The organism is Desmonostoc vinosum (assembly GCF_059505385.1).
The window spans coordinates 25,733-41,604 of sequence record NZ_JCACKM010000057.1 but is presented as its reverse complement, the minus strand read 5'-3'; the positions used below and the strand labels follow the sequence as shown (position 1 = coordinate 41,604).

The 15,872-nt window shown below is 41.5% G+C and carries 12 protein-coding genes; 4 read left to right on the top strand and 8 right to left on the bottom strand.

From position 1 onward, the window contains the following. Window positions 1–79: 79 nt before the first annotated feature. From AC5JMF_RS10265 to AC5JMF_RS10255, 3 genes are all read right to left on the bottom strand, one after another. Window positions 80–649: a Uma2 family endonuclease gene (locus tag AC5JMF_RS10265; RefSeq protein ID WP_495795603.1), complete on the bottom strand. Its 570-nt coding sequence runs from the start codon at window positions 647–649 to the stop codon at window positions 80–82. A 185-nt stretch (window positions 650–834) separates the two neighbouring features. Next, a complete protein-coding gene (locus AC5JMF_RS10260) occupies window positions 835–2,652 on the bottom strand; it encodes an MASE1 domain-containing protein (protein ID WP_495795602.1) in 1,818 nt (605 codons plus the stop codon). A gap of 90 nt (window positions 2,653–2,742) precedes the next feature. Beyond that, window positions 2,743–4,248 (bottom strand): FAD-dependent oxidoreductase, encoded by a 1,506-nt coding sequence (locus tag AC5JMF_RS10255; RefSeq protein ID WP_495795601.1) that lies wholly within the window; start codon window positions 4,246–4,248, stop codon window positions 2,743–2,745. Window positions 4,249–4,550: 302 nt separating this feature from the next. Between AC5JMF_RS10255 and AC5JMF_RS10250 the strand changes: the two genes are divergently transcribed. The 4 genes from AC5JMF_RS10250 to AC5JMF_RS10235 all read left to right on the top strand — a co-directional run bounded on the left by AC5JMF_RS10250 (window position 4,551) and on the right by AC5JMF_RS10235 (window position 9,726). Continuing rightward, entirely contained in the window at window positions 4,551–7,163 is a 2,613-nt protein-coding gene (locus tag AC5JMF_RS10250) for an MASE1 domain-containing protein (protein ID WP_495795600.1), read from the top strand. Next, on the top strand, window positions 7,156–8,445 hold the full coding sequence (locus AC5JMF_RS10245) for a hybrid sensor histidine kinase/response regulator (protein ID WP_495795599.1): 1,290 nt from the start codon (window positions 7,156–7,158) through the stop codon (window positions 8,443–8,445). Before AC5JMF_RS10250 ends, AC5JMF_RS10245 begins: the two co-directional genes overlap by 8 nt. A gap of 39 nt (window positions 8,446–8,484) precedes the next feature. Beyond that, a complete protein-coding gene (locus AC5JMF_RS10240) occupies window positions 8,485–8,655 on the top strand; it encodes a hypothetical protein (RefSeq protein WP_495795598.1) in 171 nt (56 codons plus the stop codon). Window positions 8,656–9,357: 702 nt separating this feature from the next. Continuing rightward, window positions 9,358–9,726 carry a hypothetical protein gene (locus tag AC5JMF_RS10235; RefSeq protein ID WP_495795597.1) on the top strand — a complete coding sequence of 123 codons (369 nt, stop codon included), beginning with the start codon at window positions 9,358–9,360 and terminating at the stop codon, window positions 9,724–9,726. Between the two features lie 397 nt (window positions 9,727–10,123). Here AC5JMF_RS10235 and nifD read toward each other — a convergent pair whose 3' ends face one another. From nifD to AC5JMF_RS10210, 5 genes are all read right to left on the bottom strand, one after another. Beyond that, window positions 10,124–11,542: a nitrogenase molybdenum-iron protein alpha chain gene (nifD, locus tag AC5JMF_RS10230; protein WP_495795596.1), complete on the bottom strand. Its 1,419-nt coding sequence runs from the start codon at window positions 11,540–11,542 to the stop codon at window positions 10,124–10,126. A 170-nt stretch (window positions 11,543–11,712) separates the two neighbouring features. Then, window positions 11,713–12,603, bottom strand: coding sequence for a nitrogenase iron protein (nifH, locus tag AC5JMF_RS10225; protein ID WP_495795595.1), 891 nt, complete (start codon window positions 12,601–12,603; stop codon window positions 11,713–11,715). A gap of 407 nt (window positions 12,604–13,010) precedes the next feature. Next, window positions 13,011–13,949 carry a Fe-S cluster assembly protein NifU gene (gene nifU / locus AC5JMF_RS10220; protein WP_495795594.1) on the bottom strand — a complete coding sequence of 313 codons (939 nt, stop codon included), beginning with the start codon at window positions 13,947–13,949 and terminating at the stop codon, window positions 13,011–13,013. 128 nt (window positions 13,950–14,077) lie between these two features. Next, window positions 14,078–15,286 carry a cysteine desulfurase NifS gene (gene nifS, locus AC5JMF_RS10215; protein WP_495795593.1) on the bottom strand — a complete coding sequence of 403 codons (1,209 nt, stop codon included), beginning with the start codon at window positions 15,284–15,286 and terminating at the stop codon, window positions 14,078–14,080. A 58-nt stretch (window positions 15,287–15,344) separates the two neighbouring features. Next, complete coding sequence (locus AC5JMF_RS10210; protein WP_495795592.1) at window positions 15,345–15,692, bottom strand: 4Fe-4S binding protein; 348 nt, start codon at window positions 15,690–15,692, stop codon at window positions 15,345–15,347. Between the last annotated feature and the right edge of the window lie 180 nt (window positions 15,693–15,872).

The window sequence follows — 15,872 nt, the reverse complement described above, 5'->3', positions numbered from 1 at the left end:
TCAGCCAGAAAATAAATTTTCTGGCGAGTATCCGACTTTTGCAAGAGGTCTATTGAAGAAGGCAGGAGGTTCAATTCATTTACTCAAAAACAACGCCGCGATAAATTTCCGCCATCGGCAATTTAATACTAAGTGAATCAAAGGAAATAGAGCTTTCTAAACCGTTAAACTCACTGAGCAACCAACCTTGAGCTTGCTTACTATAGCGTTCTACAAAAAGTTCATCCTGCTCCACTAATAAATATTCTCTAAAACTCGAAATTGAGCGATACATGCGAAATTTACTGAGTCGGTCGTAATCTGCGGTGGAAGGAGATAGGACTTCGACAATCAGCGTGGGATTCAAAACTTCATCTGAGCGTTCAGCGTTGAGTTGCGGTTCGCCGTCAAAAACCATCACGTCTGGATATACTCCACGTTTGTATTCGGGAATCCACAGCCGTAAATCGCTGTTAATTGGCTCGAATTGAGCATCGCGTAGCAAAAACTTGAGAAAGGCAAAAATATTGCCACTGATGCGGCTGTGTTTGAGCGTTCCTCCAGGCATGGGTACAATTTCTCCGTCTCGATATTCGCTGCGTCCTTCTGCTTTTTCTTCAATCGCGCGATATTCATCCAAACTGTAGCTGCGCTTGATGGTAGAAACCATAGGTCGTACCCAATTTGACTGTAGGACAACAAAACTATTTTGTCACAGATTTGATTATGAGGCGATCTCTTGCACAGATACAGTAGAGGATACAGATTGATGTGTGCAATAACGCACCATCAAAGAAGAGTTTGGACGTTCTCCTCCTGTAGCGTGTATTGTCAAGCGTCAGGCAGCGTTTATATCTAAAAGCTGTGACCTTTTTGTTGGAGAGGAATCTGAATAATAAACTCAGTTCCTTCGTGAGGAATTGAGTAACACTTTAGTTGACCTTGATGATTTTCTGTGACAATTTGATAACTGATAGACATCCCCATCCCAGTTCCTTTGCCAATCGGTTTAGTAGTAAAGAAAGGGTCGAATATGCGTTGCTGAAGATTTTCGGGAATACCAATTCCATTATCGGCGATCGCAATTTCTACCCACGTTGCATTAACAACATTTGTACGAATTGTAATTTGATTGGGATGATCTTTAATAGCGTTGCGCTCTTCTAATGCATCAATGGCGTTCACCAGAATATTCATGAACACTTGGTTTAGCTGTCCAGCGTAACACTCTACTAAAGGCAGAATACCATAATTTTTGCTTACTTCTATTTCTGGTCGTTCTGATGTGGCTTTGAGGCGATGTTGCAGAATCATCAGGGTACTGTCGATACCTGCATGAATATCAACAGCTTTAAATTCCGCTTCGTCTATACGAGAGAAATTGCGTAGCGACAACACAATTTGACGAATGCGTTCAGTCCCTGTTTTCATGGAAGACAACATTTTTGGTAAGTCTTCTTGCAAAAACTCCAAATCAAACTCTTTAACTGCTGTGACAATTTCAGGGGTATGATGCCAATCATGCTGCTGATGTAACTTGACAAACCCTAACAAATTTTGAGTATATTCTTGCACATAAACAAGGTTGCCATGAATGAAACTGACTGGATTATTAATTTCGTGCGCTACACCTGCAACCAACTGCCCTAAGCTTGACATTTTTTCTTTTTGAATTAGTTGTGCCTGCATAGTTTGGAGTTCTTTTAAAGTCTGCTGAAGTTCAACAGTTCGCTGTTCAACGCGATGTTCTAACTCATTGTTAGCTTGCTCTAATTTGCTGGCCGAGTTACGATTTTCTTGCATAGCCGCCGATAAAATCAATGTTGCAACGGTCAACGCACTCATAAAAGATTGTAGTAAAAGTAAGGAAGTACCAACTGAGTCTTTGGCAAATGAACCAAATCCTCTAGATGTGCCAAAAATGGCAATGATGGCCATAACAATAATTAAAAGCGTGGTTTGCCACTGTTCTAAGCGAAAAGCAGCCCACAGCAACGGCAGAATCATCACATACTCTAATGGGTTATCGCTCCAAAAAGCTGTACACCCAATACTTATTAACAGTACTGTAACTAGAATAAATTCGGTGGTTGATGTTCGTCGGAATTGCCTACCGATACAAAAGTGCTGAAACAACGTTAATAATGCTGGAGCAATAATTAACATACTCACAACTGTACTGATATACCACCCCAACCAAAGTAGCCAAAAGTTGTCCCAAGTTGAAAAACCGATTACACACTGAGTTGTGATGCCAACTAGGGCAGTAAAAGGTGTAAAGAGGAGAAGAAAAGCAATAAATTTAATTGTATCTTGGGTACGATTAAATGGATAAATTAACGGAATAAATCGAACCACTAAGGCAGTAATAATTACCGGATCAATTGTATTAAGTAATGCAACTACAAAAGCAGCAGGTGTATCGAAAAAATACACTCGATTAGTAATAAAATCACAAAGTAGCAAGATAATCCAAAATCGCCGCCCAAACAATAACAGCGTTGTCAAAAACACGCCAGATGAAGGCCAAATCGCTGTCAAGCTATCTGGGAACGTAAATACTGTTGCTAACTTAGCCAAAGCAAAGTGAACGGGTAGCAGAATGAGAAACCCAATTAATAAAGTGCGATCGCACCAAAAACGGAATTTTAACCAAACTTGTGTTGGGAACATTTATAATCTTAAAACTTGGTTTAAGTTTTGTCCTTGTTATAATTCCCACACGGAGTAATTTTTTAACGTTAAACAGATTTGGTATAACTTCTAGCACTTCTTTAAATCTTTCACTGTCGGCCCGTGTAAAACTTCTCCATTGCAACTGAAACGCGAACCATGACAGGGACAATCCCAACTTTTTTCGCCACTGTTCCAAGCAACAACGCAACCCAAGTGAGGACAAACCGCAGAAACAGCGTGTATTTTTCCCGTTTCATCTCGATAAGCGGCTACCTTGTCACCATCGACAGTCACTAGTTTTCCTTCACCTACTGCCACATCTGACAGAGATTGATTCAATCCCTTAAAGCGATCGCCTACCCAGTGACTACCAACTTCCAAGTTTTGCTTTATACCTTGTGGACTGATAAAAGGAGTGGCGCGAGTTGCATCGTATAAATCAGCTGCAGGATTTTCAATATCTAAAATTTTGTCTGCAAGTATCATTCCTGATAGGGTTCCTTGAGTCATCCCCCAAAGACTAAACCCAGTTGCTATAAAGGTATGCTTGCTTAAAGGAGTTAATTTTCCTACATAGGGTAGCTTATCAAAAGATACAAAATCCTGGGTAGACCAACGATAGTCAATGGATTCAACATCAAAGCGAGAACGAGCGTAATTTTCTAAATCTAGATATTTTTCTTCAGTATTTTCCACAGTTCCCACTTGATGACCGCCGCCACCAATCAGTAGCAATAAACCATCCTTGTCAGGAGTAGTACGAATAGAGTAATATTTTTCTCCTGTGCCTATGTACATCCCCACAGGTGCTTGACGCTCTGCAATCCGCGCACCAATGATATAAGAACGTTTAGGGTAAGTTTTAGCAAAGAATAATCCCTCATCAGTAATGGGGATATTGGTTGTAACTATGACATCTTTCGCTTGGATAACTCCCTCGTTGGTAATGACTTGGCAAAGCTCATTTTCCTCTACTTTCACTACTCTTGTCTTTTCAAATACGTAACTTCCATCACCAGGAATCTGCTTAATTAGGTGTAACAGATATTTGCGAGAATGAAATTGTGCTTGGTTGTCAAACTTAACAGCACCAGCAATTGGGAAAGGTAGGGAAGTTTCAAGAACAAATGTGGCGGGTAGTCCTAGTTTTAGTGCTGCTTCTACCTCTTTTTCAATATCTTTAAGATTATTTGGGGTTTCTGCAAAAGTATAGGAACTTTGGCGACTAAAGTCACAGTCAATTTGTTCTTCGGTAACAGTTTTAGCAATAAATTCTAGTGCTGCTTGGTTTGACTTTGCATATGTGCGTGCTTTTTCTTCACCATGATTTTTAATCAACTCTGCATAAATCAATTGGTGAAGTGAGGTAACTTTGGCTGTAGTATGACCGCTAACACCATTAGATATCTGTTGCGATTCAATTACCGCAACGGTTTTACCAGCTCGTTTAAGTAATGTTGCAGCAGTGATTCCCGCAATCCCTGCACCGACAATTGCAACATCTACAGATAAATTATTGCTCAGTGGTGGAAAATTAGCTGTGGGGGTCGAATCAATCCAGTAAGAAATGTGTTTTCCTGATAAATTAGACATGTTTCTAAATAATGTGGGATCAATGGAGTACTTTAACGACAGGATTAGTCTGAAATCACAAAACTTAAAAAGTTAGTTTTACCTACTGAATTGTTTTTAACTAATCGCTATTTTGTTTGTTAGATTATTGTTTACATCAATAATCCTTAAATTCAAATTAAACGTTTCAATATCTAAAATAAAACTATCTTAAGGATAGGTTCTATTGGCAAATAGTCAGATGGATATTATTCCTAAGGTATAGAGCAACAATAATAAGCAGGGAAAGTAAAAAAAGTGATTTGTATCAATAATTTCGTGAAATGGTATTAGGTGTACGGAGGAAACCTCTGCACCCTGCGGGAAGCCGCAAAAGCGTCTACAAATCGGCGGCAGTTGCTACAACGGGGCAACCCCCAAGACCACACTCGCTCTGCAACACGCTGGTTTTTTTGTGGTTCGTTCCAATCACAGGTATCAGTGATAACCCACAAAAGATTATGGGTATTTTAGAGATGTGCAAGCCTAAAATCTACTTGATCTCTAACTCAATGGTATTACGTAATTTAAACAGCTATATTGTACTAGCAATTAAATCTTCTTTTTCGCAGCCTCGGCAACTGATTGTTATTACTCCAATTTTGGCGATCGCTCACTATGCGCTAGCTACGCTTGCTCAGGCTGTATCGTTTGAAAATTCAGCCTCAGCGATTTGGCCTTCGTCAGGTTTTTTTCTGGCAATGGTTTTGTTATTGGGTTATCGCATCATACCTTCTATTTTCTTGAGTGCATTGCTCGTAAATTCGTTGCTATTTTATAAAGATTTTCCCACTATTATTAGTATCTCTGTCGTCAATTGCATTGAGCCACTGGCAACAGCATGGCTGATCAATCAATTTATTAAAACGCACGATTTACTTGAGCGATCGCTAAATGTTTTTAAATTTATCATTGTGATTTTAACTAGTGCAGCAGTAAACACTTGCTTTGCTGTAGCAATTTTATGTTTAACTAGCAGTCTACCTTGGAAACTTTATGGTGCAGTTTGGCAAACTTGGTCGCTGAGTGTTGTTACAGGCGGCTTGCTGATTGCACCTATGATATTGACATGGGCAACGCAATCTTGGCAAACTGTACGATTCAATGCACAGTTAATTACAGAGTTTGCTGTCATTGTCATTTTGCTGGCGATAATTAGCAAGGCCGCTTTTTGGGGCAACAATCCTGTGGAATATATGATGGTTCCACTGTTGCTCTGGTCTGCTTTTCGATTTAGAACAACAGAGTCCACGCTGTTAGTTGTGATTGTTTCTGCGATCGCTGTTTTAGGTACATCTCGCAATTTGGGTTCATTCGCTAAATCTTCGGTGAATGAATCTTTGATGTTACTGCAATCTTTTATGTGCGTTATTGCCCTCACTACCTATTTACTAACATCAGTTCTCAATGAGAACCGCAAAGCAGCGCTAAAACTAGAGCAACGAGTCGAAGAACGTACCATAGAACTAAAAATTGCCAAAGAAGTTGCTGACAATGCCAATCAGGCAAAAAGTGAATTCTTAGCAAACATGAGTCATGAACTACGAACACCCCTCAACGGGATTTTGGGATATGCACAAATCCTTAGCCGTTCCAAAGCTTTACCTGAAAAAGAACGTCACGGTGTTGGCATTATTCATCAATGTGGTTCGCATTTGTTGACTCTAATTAACGACGTACTAGACTTGTCTAAAATTGAAGCCCGAAAACTAGAACTGACTGCCAATGCACTACATTTACCGGCATTTTTGCAAGGGGTAGTGGAAATCTGTCGCATTCGAGCCGAACAAAAAGGTATTGATTTTGTTTATCAACCCGATCCCATGTTGCCTGAAGGTGTTATTACCGATGAAAAGCGGCTGCGTCAGGTTTTAATCAACTTATTGGGAAATGGCATTAAATTTACTGATAAAGGATCTGTCACCCTGGAAGTTACCGTTCAGGAAACTACTTTTGATAGTAACTATCGACGCCTCAAATTTCAAATTGTGGATACCGGAATTGGCATTGAACCAGAGCAAATCAATAAAATTTTTCAGGCATTTGAACAAGTGGGCGATCAAAAACGCCAAGCAGAAGGCACAGGTTTAGGACTAGCTATCAGTCAAAAGATTGTACAACTGATGGGCGGACAAATCCAAGTCAAAAGTCAACCAAATATCGGTAGTAATTTCTACTTTGAATTCGATTTAGCGATCGCAACTGATTGGGTAAAACAAACTGTCAACAGCACAGGTAAACAAATTATTGGCTATGAAGGGCGATCGCGCCACATTTTAGTAATAGATGATCGTTGGGAAAACCGCGCTGTTTTGGTCAACCTACTAGAACCCCTCGGTTTCACCTTTACTGAAGCAGAAAATGGGCATGATGGCATAGAAAAAATGCGTCAAATTCAACCTGATCTCGTAATTACTGACCTCGCCATGCCCGTCATGGATGGCTTTCAAATGCTCAAACAAGTACGTTTTGCCGAAGATTTGCAGCACCTAATAATCCTAGTTTCTTCGGCATCTGTAGCACAAATCGATCAACAAATGGCGTTAGATGCAGGTGGTAATGACTTTCTTACCAAGCCAGTAGAAGCTTGTGAATTGTTCCGTCTACTAGAATGCCATTTAGAACTGAAATGGAAATACGAAACTACTATTGTTGAAGACGCACCTCAAACAAACGAACTAGTTTTTCCACCATCAGCCGAACTCGAAAAATTAATGGTACTGGCACAACAAGCTAACCTCAAGCGGCTACGCGAACAAATAGAAAATCTGGTGCAAGCCGATCCTTGTTTGACTGCCTTTGCTACACCAATTCTTCAGTTAGCCAAACAATTCAAAGCTGAGGAAATTGAAGAGTTATTAAAACAACATCTGACACAGGAGAAAAGTCATGTTTAGTTCTGCAAAAATCCTAGTAGTTGATGATACTCCTGCTAACTTGGAAGTTATCTGTGAAACTTTAGGTGATGCAGGCTATGAAGTGATCACAGCCATTGATGGCGATCGCGCTCTCAAACGAGTTCAAACTCACCCACCAGACTTAATTTTGCTCGATGTGCAAATGCCGGGAATCGACGGTTTTGAAACCTGTCAACAGCTCAAAGCAAATCCCGCAACAGCAAATATTCCGGTAATTTTTATGACAGCATTATCTGACACTGACAGCAAAGTCAAGGGTTTTGATTTGGGTGCAGTGGACTATGTGACTAAGCCCTTTCAAGAAAAGGAAATGCTAGCACGGGTGAAAACGCAACTGCAACTATGGCAATTAACTAAAAACCTAGAACAAAATATTGCCGAACGAACTGCCGAATTAAAAACCGCCCTCGATCAACTGCATAACTCACAATTCCAACTGATTCAAAGCGAAAAAATGTCGGCTTTAGGAAATTTAGTTGCAGGGGTAGCCCACGAAATTAATAATCCCATCGGCTTCATTGCCAGCAATTTGCAACCCGCACAAGAATACATTAAAGACTTGTTCTACCTGATTACACTTTACCAACAAGAACTACCTCATCCAAGTGCAACTCTACAAGCAGCAATTGAAGAAATAGATTTGACATATGTGCAAGTAGACTTACTAAAATTGCTCACCTCAATGCAAGAAGGCGTGAAGCGCATTTGTCATATTAGCAACAGCTTGAGAACTTTCTCCCGTGCCGATAGCGATCGCCCGATTCTTTTTAACATTCACGAAGGTATCGACAGCACGCTGATGATTCTTCAGCATCGTCTCAAAGCTAACGAGTGTAGATCTGTAATTCAAGTGATTAAACAATACGGCGAGATTCCTCAAATTGAATGCTATGTAGGTCAACTCAATCAAGTATTTATGAATATCCTAGCTAATGCGATCGATGCTTTAGAAGAAGTAACTCAAAAACACAGTTTAGAAAATACGAAAAATTATCAAATTACTATTTCTACTCAGTTAATTGATAAACCTCAAATGGTAGAGTTGCGAATTAAAGATAATGGCATTGGCATGTTAGAAGAAATCAAACAGAGAGTTTTTGACCGCTTATTCACGACAAAAGAAGTTGGGAAAGGAACAGGATTAGGATTAGCGATCGCCTATCAAATCGTCTGCCAAAAGCACAATGGTTTGCTCTTAGTTAATTCTACTATTGGTCAAGGGACTGAATTTATCATCAAATTACCACTAAAATTAAACTAATAGATTGATTTGTAGTTAGACTTAAACTAATTAGACCTCTTGCAAAAGTCGGATACTCGCCAGAAAATAAATTTTCTGGCTGATAACTCAAGTCGGTTTCAACCGACTAATAACAGTATTTTTAGTCCGTTTCAACGGACTTTTGCTATTAGGCAGAGACTTGAGTCTCTGACGGTTCAAGTATTTTTGCAAGAAGTCTATTGTCTTTAGCCTACGGCATAACACACCCTACGTTTATTACTTTTACGTTTCTTAGAGGTTGTTTGAAAAGTCTAAATTAATACTAAAATAGGCGATTAGAAATCGCGACTATACAGACAAAACCCACCTCCGTGGGTTTCAAGAACTCGATTTTCCGTGTTTTCCACAGAGGTGGACTTCGCTTGTGTAGTAGCGAATTATTATATTCGCTTTTCAAACATCCTCTTAATGTAGCTTGAAATATTAACACCGCAGTCTGCGATGTAGTGCGTTGCTCTAAGCAATAATGCATTAACCAACTGATTTCAAACTCCTAAATCAAGTTTTGAACTCCTAAATCAAGTTTTGAATTCCTAAATCAAGTTTTGAACTCCTAAATCAAGTCTTGAACTCCTAAATCAAGTTTTGAACTCCTAAATCAAGTCTTGAACTCCTAAATCAAGTCTTGAATTCCTAAATCAAGTCTTGAATTCCTAAATCAAGTTTTGAATTCCTAAATCAAGTTTTGAATTCCTAAATCAAGTTTTGAACAACAAAATATATACAGTAAATATACTCATATTTATCCTGTCTACTAATGCTTCAGAAGTTCTGTAGCTTTACCGTAGTTGGTGCATCAGTTAATTAAGTATATTATTAGTATATAAAGAACTCAGTACCAAACACTATCAAAGTTCTCTATATTAAATTAATCCAAAAAGGGGAAAGTATATGGCGCAACGCAAACGAAACTCGCTTGCACTGACCAAAGCTGAACGGCGAATTGAAGGATTACAAACGATTAAACCTGACCTAGACTTTGGTAATGGGTTCTCAATTGCTAGTTACAACACTATGATTCAAGATTTACGAGAGAAGCTAGCCGCCCATAATCAAGCACGAACAATGATGGATAAAACGCAGAATGCATTAGAAGAAGCAGAACGTGCATTGAATAATTATTCTGAGCATATTTTGCTGAGTGTTGCGTCTTACTATGGCAAAAATAGCGATGAGTATGGGATGGCTGGTGGAACCCGCAAGTCAGACCGACGCAAACCACGTTCAGTAGTAAATCAAACGGTGAAGTCTGCGGATTGATTGGTAAATAAATACCATACACCTGATTTAACGTGAGGAAAAGAGCGATCGCAGTTTATTTTATAATTGCGATCGCCAATTCTCACTATTGTGGAAGCAAAGAAAAAATTTTTGTAGGGTGGGTTAACGAAGTAACGCACCGTCTTAATCTCATTGGCAGTGCGTTGTGCTTCCTAAAGCTATGCTTAGACCTTATTTAATCTAAAAAATAGTCAGTTAAAATAGTCTTTTATTTAGCAGTTTTTATTTAACCAAAATGCAAGTAAATCCTAAAAACCTGACTCTATAAGAATTATACTGTCTTAAGCATCAAAAAAAATTGTTAGTGAATAACCCTAAAACTTGCATTTAGGCTAAAAATCGACTCTTTTTTCTACCACTGCTGTAAAATCTGGTTTTATCTGGAGTTATACGAGCGTTGGCGTAGCCCCCTGAAGGCATCGCTAGGTTCGGAGTAATCCCAAGAGTGCATTTGACGGAAAGGAAGACCCATCTTTTGGAAGACATACTTCTCTTTCACACCAGAAGCAATCAAATCGGGCTTGAGTGCTTTAACGAACTCTTCAAACTCGTATGCAGTTACGTCATCGTAAACGATGGTGCCGTTTTCGATGTAGTGGGTGGTACGTTTGTAGTCGTCGTTATGAGCAAACTCATAACCTGTACCAACCATTTTCATACCCAAATCTTGGAAAGCGGGGACGACGTGACGAGGACGCAGACCACCAACCATCATAGCCACGGTCTTACCTTCCAAACGGTGGCGATACTTAGAAAGGATTGCATCCATGGTAGGCTGATACTTGGCAATCAATTTCTCAGCGTTTTCTTGGATCTTGGAGTCAAACTTGGAAGCAATTTCCCGTAAAGACTCAGCAATCTTGGTGGGGCCGAAGAAGTTATATTCTAACCAGGGAATGCCATAAGCTTCTTCCATGTGACGGCTAATATAGTTCATCGAACGGTAGCAGTGAATCAAGTTCATCTTCACGTTCGGTGTCATCAACATTTCGTTGATGGTGCCATCACCAGACCACTGAGCAACTACGCGCAAGCCCAGTTCTTCTAACAGAATGCGGCTAGCCCAAGCATCACCACCGATGTTGTAGTCACCAATGATTGCTACGTCGTAGGGGGTAGACTCAAATTGTAACTTGCCTTCTTTCTTCTCTTTGTCTGCTCTGGTGAATACCCAGTCACGCACCATGTCGTTAGCAATGTGGTGTCCCAAAGACTGAGAAACACCCCGGAAACCTTCGCAACGTACAGGAACAACTGGCTTACCTGTTTCTTTGGCTGCTTTTTTGGCAACTGCTTCAATATCATCCCCAATTAGACCGATAGGACATTCAGATTGAATGGAGATACCACGGCTGAGGGGGAACAGTACTTCTAATTCTTGAATGAGTTTGGTGAGTTTTTTGTCACCACCAAAAACGATATCTCTTTCTTGGAAGTCAGAGGTGAAGTGCATAGTACCAAAGGTATCAACACCAGTGGTACCGATATAGTAGTTACGACGACCAGACCAAGACCAGTAACCGCAACCTACAGGCCCGTGACTGATGTGGATCATGTCCTTAATAGGGCCCCAAACCACACCTTTGGAACCTGCATAAGCACAACCACGAGCGGTCATCACACCAGGAAGAGATTTGATGTTAGACTTAACGCCGCAATCGCTCTTACCTTCTTCGTATACGTTTAGGTGCTTTTCCCGTTTTTTGGCTGCTTTTTCGGGATAAGCGCTAAGAACTTCTTTAATTAGTTCTTTTCTTTCTTCAATGATGTTGTTGTTGTTTTCTGGAGGAGTCATTTTTGATCTCTCTTGCACCTAAGGAACGGGGATAGGGATAGGGAAGGGCTATTTTGCCCATCGTCCCCTGTGGGATTGGGGACTTATATGTCCCCTTGGGGGATGAAAGTAAGGTAAGGAAGAAGGTGAAAGGGTAATTCAAGTCCTTTTTCCTTTTCCTAGGTTATGGTTTACTTAGCGGTAGCTTCTGCGGGTTTGCCGATAATTTCTGCGTGCTTAGTATCGTCGTCAAGAATACCGAATTCAACTAACAGTGCTTCTAGCTCGTCCATTTCAATTGGGGTGGGGACGGTGAGCTTGTCGTTGTTGATGATCTTCTTGGCTAAGGCGCGGTATTCGTTACCCTGAGTACTGTCAGGTGCATACTCGTTAACGGTCATCCGGCGCAATTCAGCGTGTTGAACGATGTTGTCGCGAGGAACGAAGTGAATCATTTGGGTGTTCAACCGTTCTGCCAAGGTTTCGATCAATTCGATTTCCCGGTCAACTTTACGGCTGTTACAAATCAAACCACCCAAGCGTACACCACCGGAGTGAGCATATTTCAAAATACCACGAGCGATGTTGTTAGCAGCGTACATCGCCATCATCTCACCAGAGGTAACGATGTAGATTTCTTGTGCTTTACCTTCACGGATAGGCATAGCGAAACCACCACATACAACGTCACCAAGTACGTCGTAGGATACGAAATCTAGGTCTTGGTAAGCACCATTTTCTTCCAAGAAGTTGATGGCGGTGATAATACCACGACCGGCGCAACCTACACCGGGTTCAGGGCCACCAGACTCTACGCACTTAACACCACGGAAGCCGGTGAGCATGACTTCATGGAGTTCTAAATCTTCTACTGCACCTCGCTCAGCAGCGAGGTGGAGAACTGTGGTTTGAGCTTTACTGTGGAGCATCAAACGGGTGGAGTCAGCTTTAGGGTCGCAACCTACGATCATGATGCGTTGACCCATTTCTGCCATAGCTGCCAGGGTGTTTTGGGAGGTGGTGGACTTACCGATACCACCTTTACCGTAGAAAGCTATCTGTCTAATTTTTTCGTCAGTCATGGTAATTGTTTTCCTGCAATTGGTTGGTTGGTGGGTCTGTTTGTCTGTTGGTTCTCACGCCTGTTGAGCTACGGCAGTGAGCGTGTGTAGAACGTCGCTGGTGGCGATCGCTCTACAGAAAAAGCGGTGGGCATGGGACTCATAGTGATTCGTGGTTAAATTTTTATTTAGCCTTTGTCCTAAATTAGGACAAAGGAATTACTCATTTTACAAATACGCCATAATGTGTATCAACAAACAAGTGAAACTGGACATAAATCAATGCTTAAGTCCTATTACTTAGACACGAGCCAATGCAGCGTTGGTGTCATCTGGCGACACGCCACCCGTAGCCGTTGCATCACTTAAGTGCTTAAGAATCGCATTGAAGTGTGATTCTTGTAAACTCATCCCTGTATGTGTTTAGACTATGGCTCAACTGCTTCTACTACCAGATCCTTGCTGATGCGATCGCGCAACCTAGATTCAATCGCAACCTTAAGGGTGGCTGTGCTGCTAGAACAAGAACCGCAAGCACCCTGTAATATAACTTGAACGCGAAGGACGTCCCGTCCTGCTTCGCTAACGCCTTCTACGTCGTATAGTTCAACGTCTCCCCCGTCAGCAATCAACACTGGTCTAACTTCTTCGTCTAGCACCTTTTGAATCAGGGCAATTTTTTGTACAGTTGTTAATTGTCGTTGCGATTGCTGTTTAGAATTAGCAAGATCTGTAGCAACTTTCACACCATAATTATTGAGCGCAGGTGCAGAGATTTTTTGTTGCACACTCTTAATAATATCATCAATGTTGGCCAAACAAGAACCGCATCCACCGCCAGCTTTGACATAATTTGTTACCTCTTCCGCAGTGGTAAGATGATTTTCTGTAATCACGCGGCGGATTTTAGATTCGCTAATGCCAAAGCAGCTACAAACTAGCGCTCCTTCATCATCATCGTCATGGACAACTAGGGGAATACCGCGATAATTATAAATCGCAGCTTCTAGCGCTTCTTGACCCATGACAGAGCAGTGCATTTTGGCTTCTGGCAAACCACCTAAGTAGTTGGCAATATCTTTATTGGAAACTTTTAACGCATCATCCAAGGTTAAACCCTTGATAATTTCAGTCAGCGCACTAGAAGAAGCGATCGCACTAGTACAGCCAAAGGTTTGAAAGCGTGCATCAAGAATCTTATCAGATTCTACTTCCACTTTGAGGTGCAGTCTTAGAGCATCACCGCAAGCAATGCTACCGACTTCACCCATTGACACTTTTACTCCAGGTTCGCCTTGATCTTCAATAGCTCCCTGATTTTGAGGATTGTAAAATAGTTCTAATACTTTATCTGTGTAGTCCCACATATTAAGTTCCGAGTGCTGAGTAGTGAGTGCTGAGTGGGGCTAGGGACTGGGGACTAGGGACTAGGGACTAGGGAAAAATTTCCCAATACCCAGTACCCGATCCCCAATACCCAGTACCTACTCCTTAATTAACGATGAACCAATGCTTGTTCTTGCTCTTGCAACCAACCCGCATCATCATTTTTGAAGGGTGAGAGGGCGCGTAAACGCTCTACAATATTGGGCATGACTGCGATTACTTGATCAATTTCGGCGTCTGTGGTGTAGCGACAGAGACTAAAGCGAATGGAACCATGCAAGGTGGTGTAAGGTAAACCCATTGCCCGGAGGACGTGAGAAGGTTCCAATGAGCCAGAGGTACAAGCGGAACCAGATGAGGCACAGATACCGAATTTATTTAGGGATAGTAAGATGGCTTCACCTTCAATGTACTTGAAGCCTATATTAGTAGTGTTTGGCAATCTCTGCGTTGGATCACCATTCACTTCACAGTCGGGAATTTTAGCAAGTAAGGTTTGTTCGAGGCGATCGCGCAGCCTTCTTTCTCTTTTGGTTGCTTCTTCTAAGTGTAACAGTTCTAGCTCAGCGGCTTTGCCTAAAGCGACAATTCCCGGAACATTCTCTGTTCCCGCTCGGCGTCCCCGTTCTTGGTGTCCACCAATCAGCAGGGGACGGAATCTTACCCCGCGTCGCACATATAAAGCGCCAATTCCCTTGGGTGCGTGAATCTTGTGACCAGACATAGTTAACATATCTATGGTGCTGGTCTTCATATTTAAGGGTATTTTACCCACTGCTTGCACCGCATCCACATGGAAGAGAGCGCCACGTTCCTTAACTCTTAACCCAATCTGTTCAATTGGGAAAATTGTACCGGTTTCGTTGTTAGCATACATAATTGTCACCAAGGCGGTGTTACCCGTCAGTGAGGCTTCTAGTTCATCTAGATCTAATTGCCCTTGATGATTTACTGAAAGGTAGGTAACACTGTAACCTTGGGTTTCTAATTGTTTGCAGACATTCAGTACTGCTGGATGTTCAACTTGCGTGGTGATGATATGTCGCTTTTCTGGTTGCGCTAACAGTGCGGCGCGAATTGCAGCGTTATCGCCTTCAGTACCACAACTGGTGTAAATAATTTCTGATTCATCGGCACCCAAAAGGGCTGCTAGTTGTTCTCTGGCTGTCTTTACTGCTTTGCCAAGTTGTCCGCCAAAGGTGTGCATACTGGAGGGATTGCCGTAGTAGTCCCTCAGATAAGGCAACATCGCCTCTAAAACTTCTGGGTCTAGTTTAGTTGTGGCATTGTTATCGAGATAGATGCAGTTCTTTTGCATTGTTTTTAATTTAATTTGCCAATATCTTAGTAGTGCTGAGTGCTGTCTTCAGGCTTCATTATGCTCCCGTTGCTTGGTGTTGACGTTTTTGCAACTGTTCAGAATATTTCTGGGAATAACATTTAAACCAATTTTCCCAGTAATCTTGTTTATTTGTTAACTTTGCTAGTACGCGGTTGTAATTAGCAAACCAATCTTCCCAGTAATCGCCAGTCTGCTTGACGCAACCGTCGCAAGTAGGACAACCAGCTTTACATTGGGGCACAGTATGAATACTACCAACGCAGTTTGTGCAAAGTTCCGGGTCAATCCAGTGTTGGCCATCAACTAATTTAACTGCACCAGTAGGACATACAGAGAGACAGAGATTGCAGGAAATACATTGGCTAGTGATTTTGTAAGCCATGATTATTCTCCTTAAGAATTTGGGGAGTGGTGAGTGGGGAGTGGTGAGTGGGGAGTGGATTTAGGAAAGAGGTAATAGGTGAGGAATAATCTCTTCTCTTCCCTACTCCCTACTCCCTACTCCCTAAATACATTGGCTAGTGATTTTGTAAGCCATGATTATTCTCCTTAAGAATTTGGG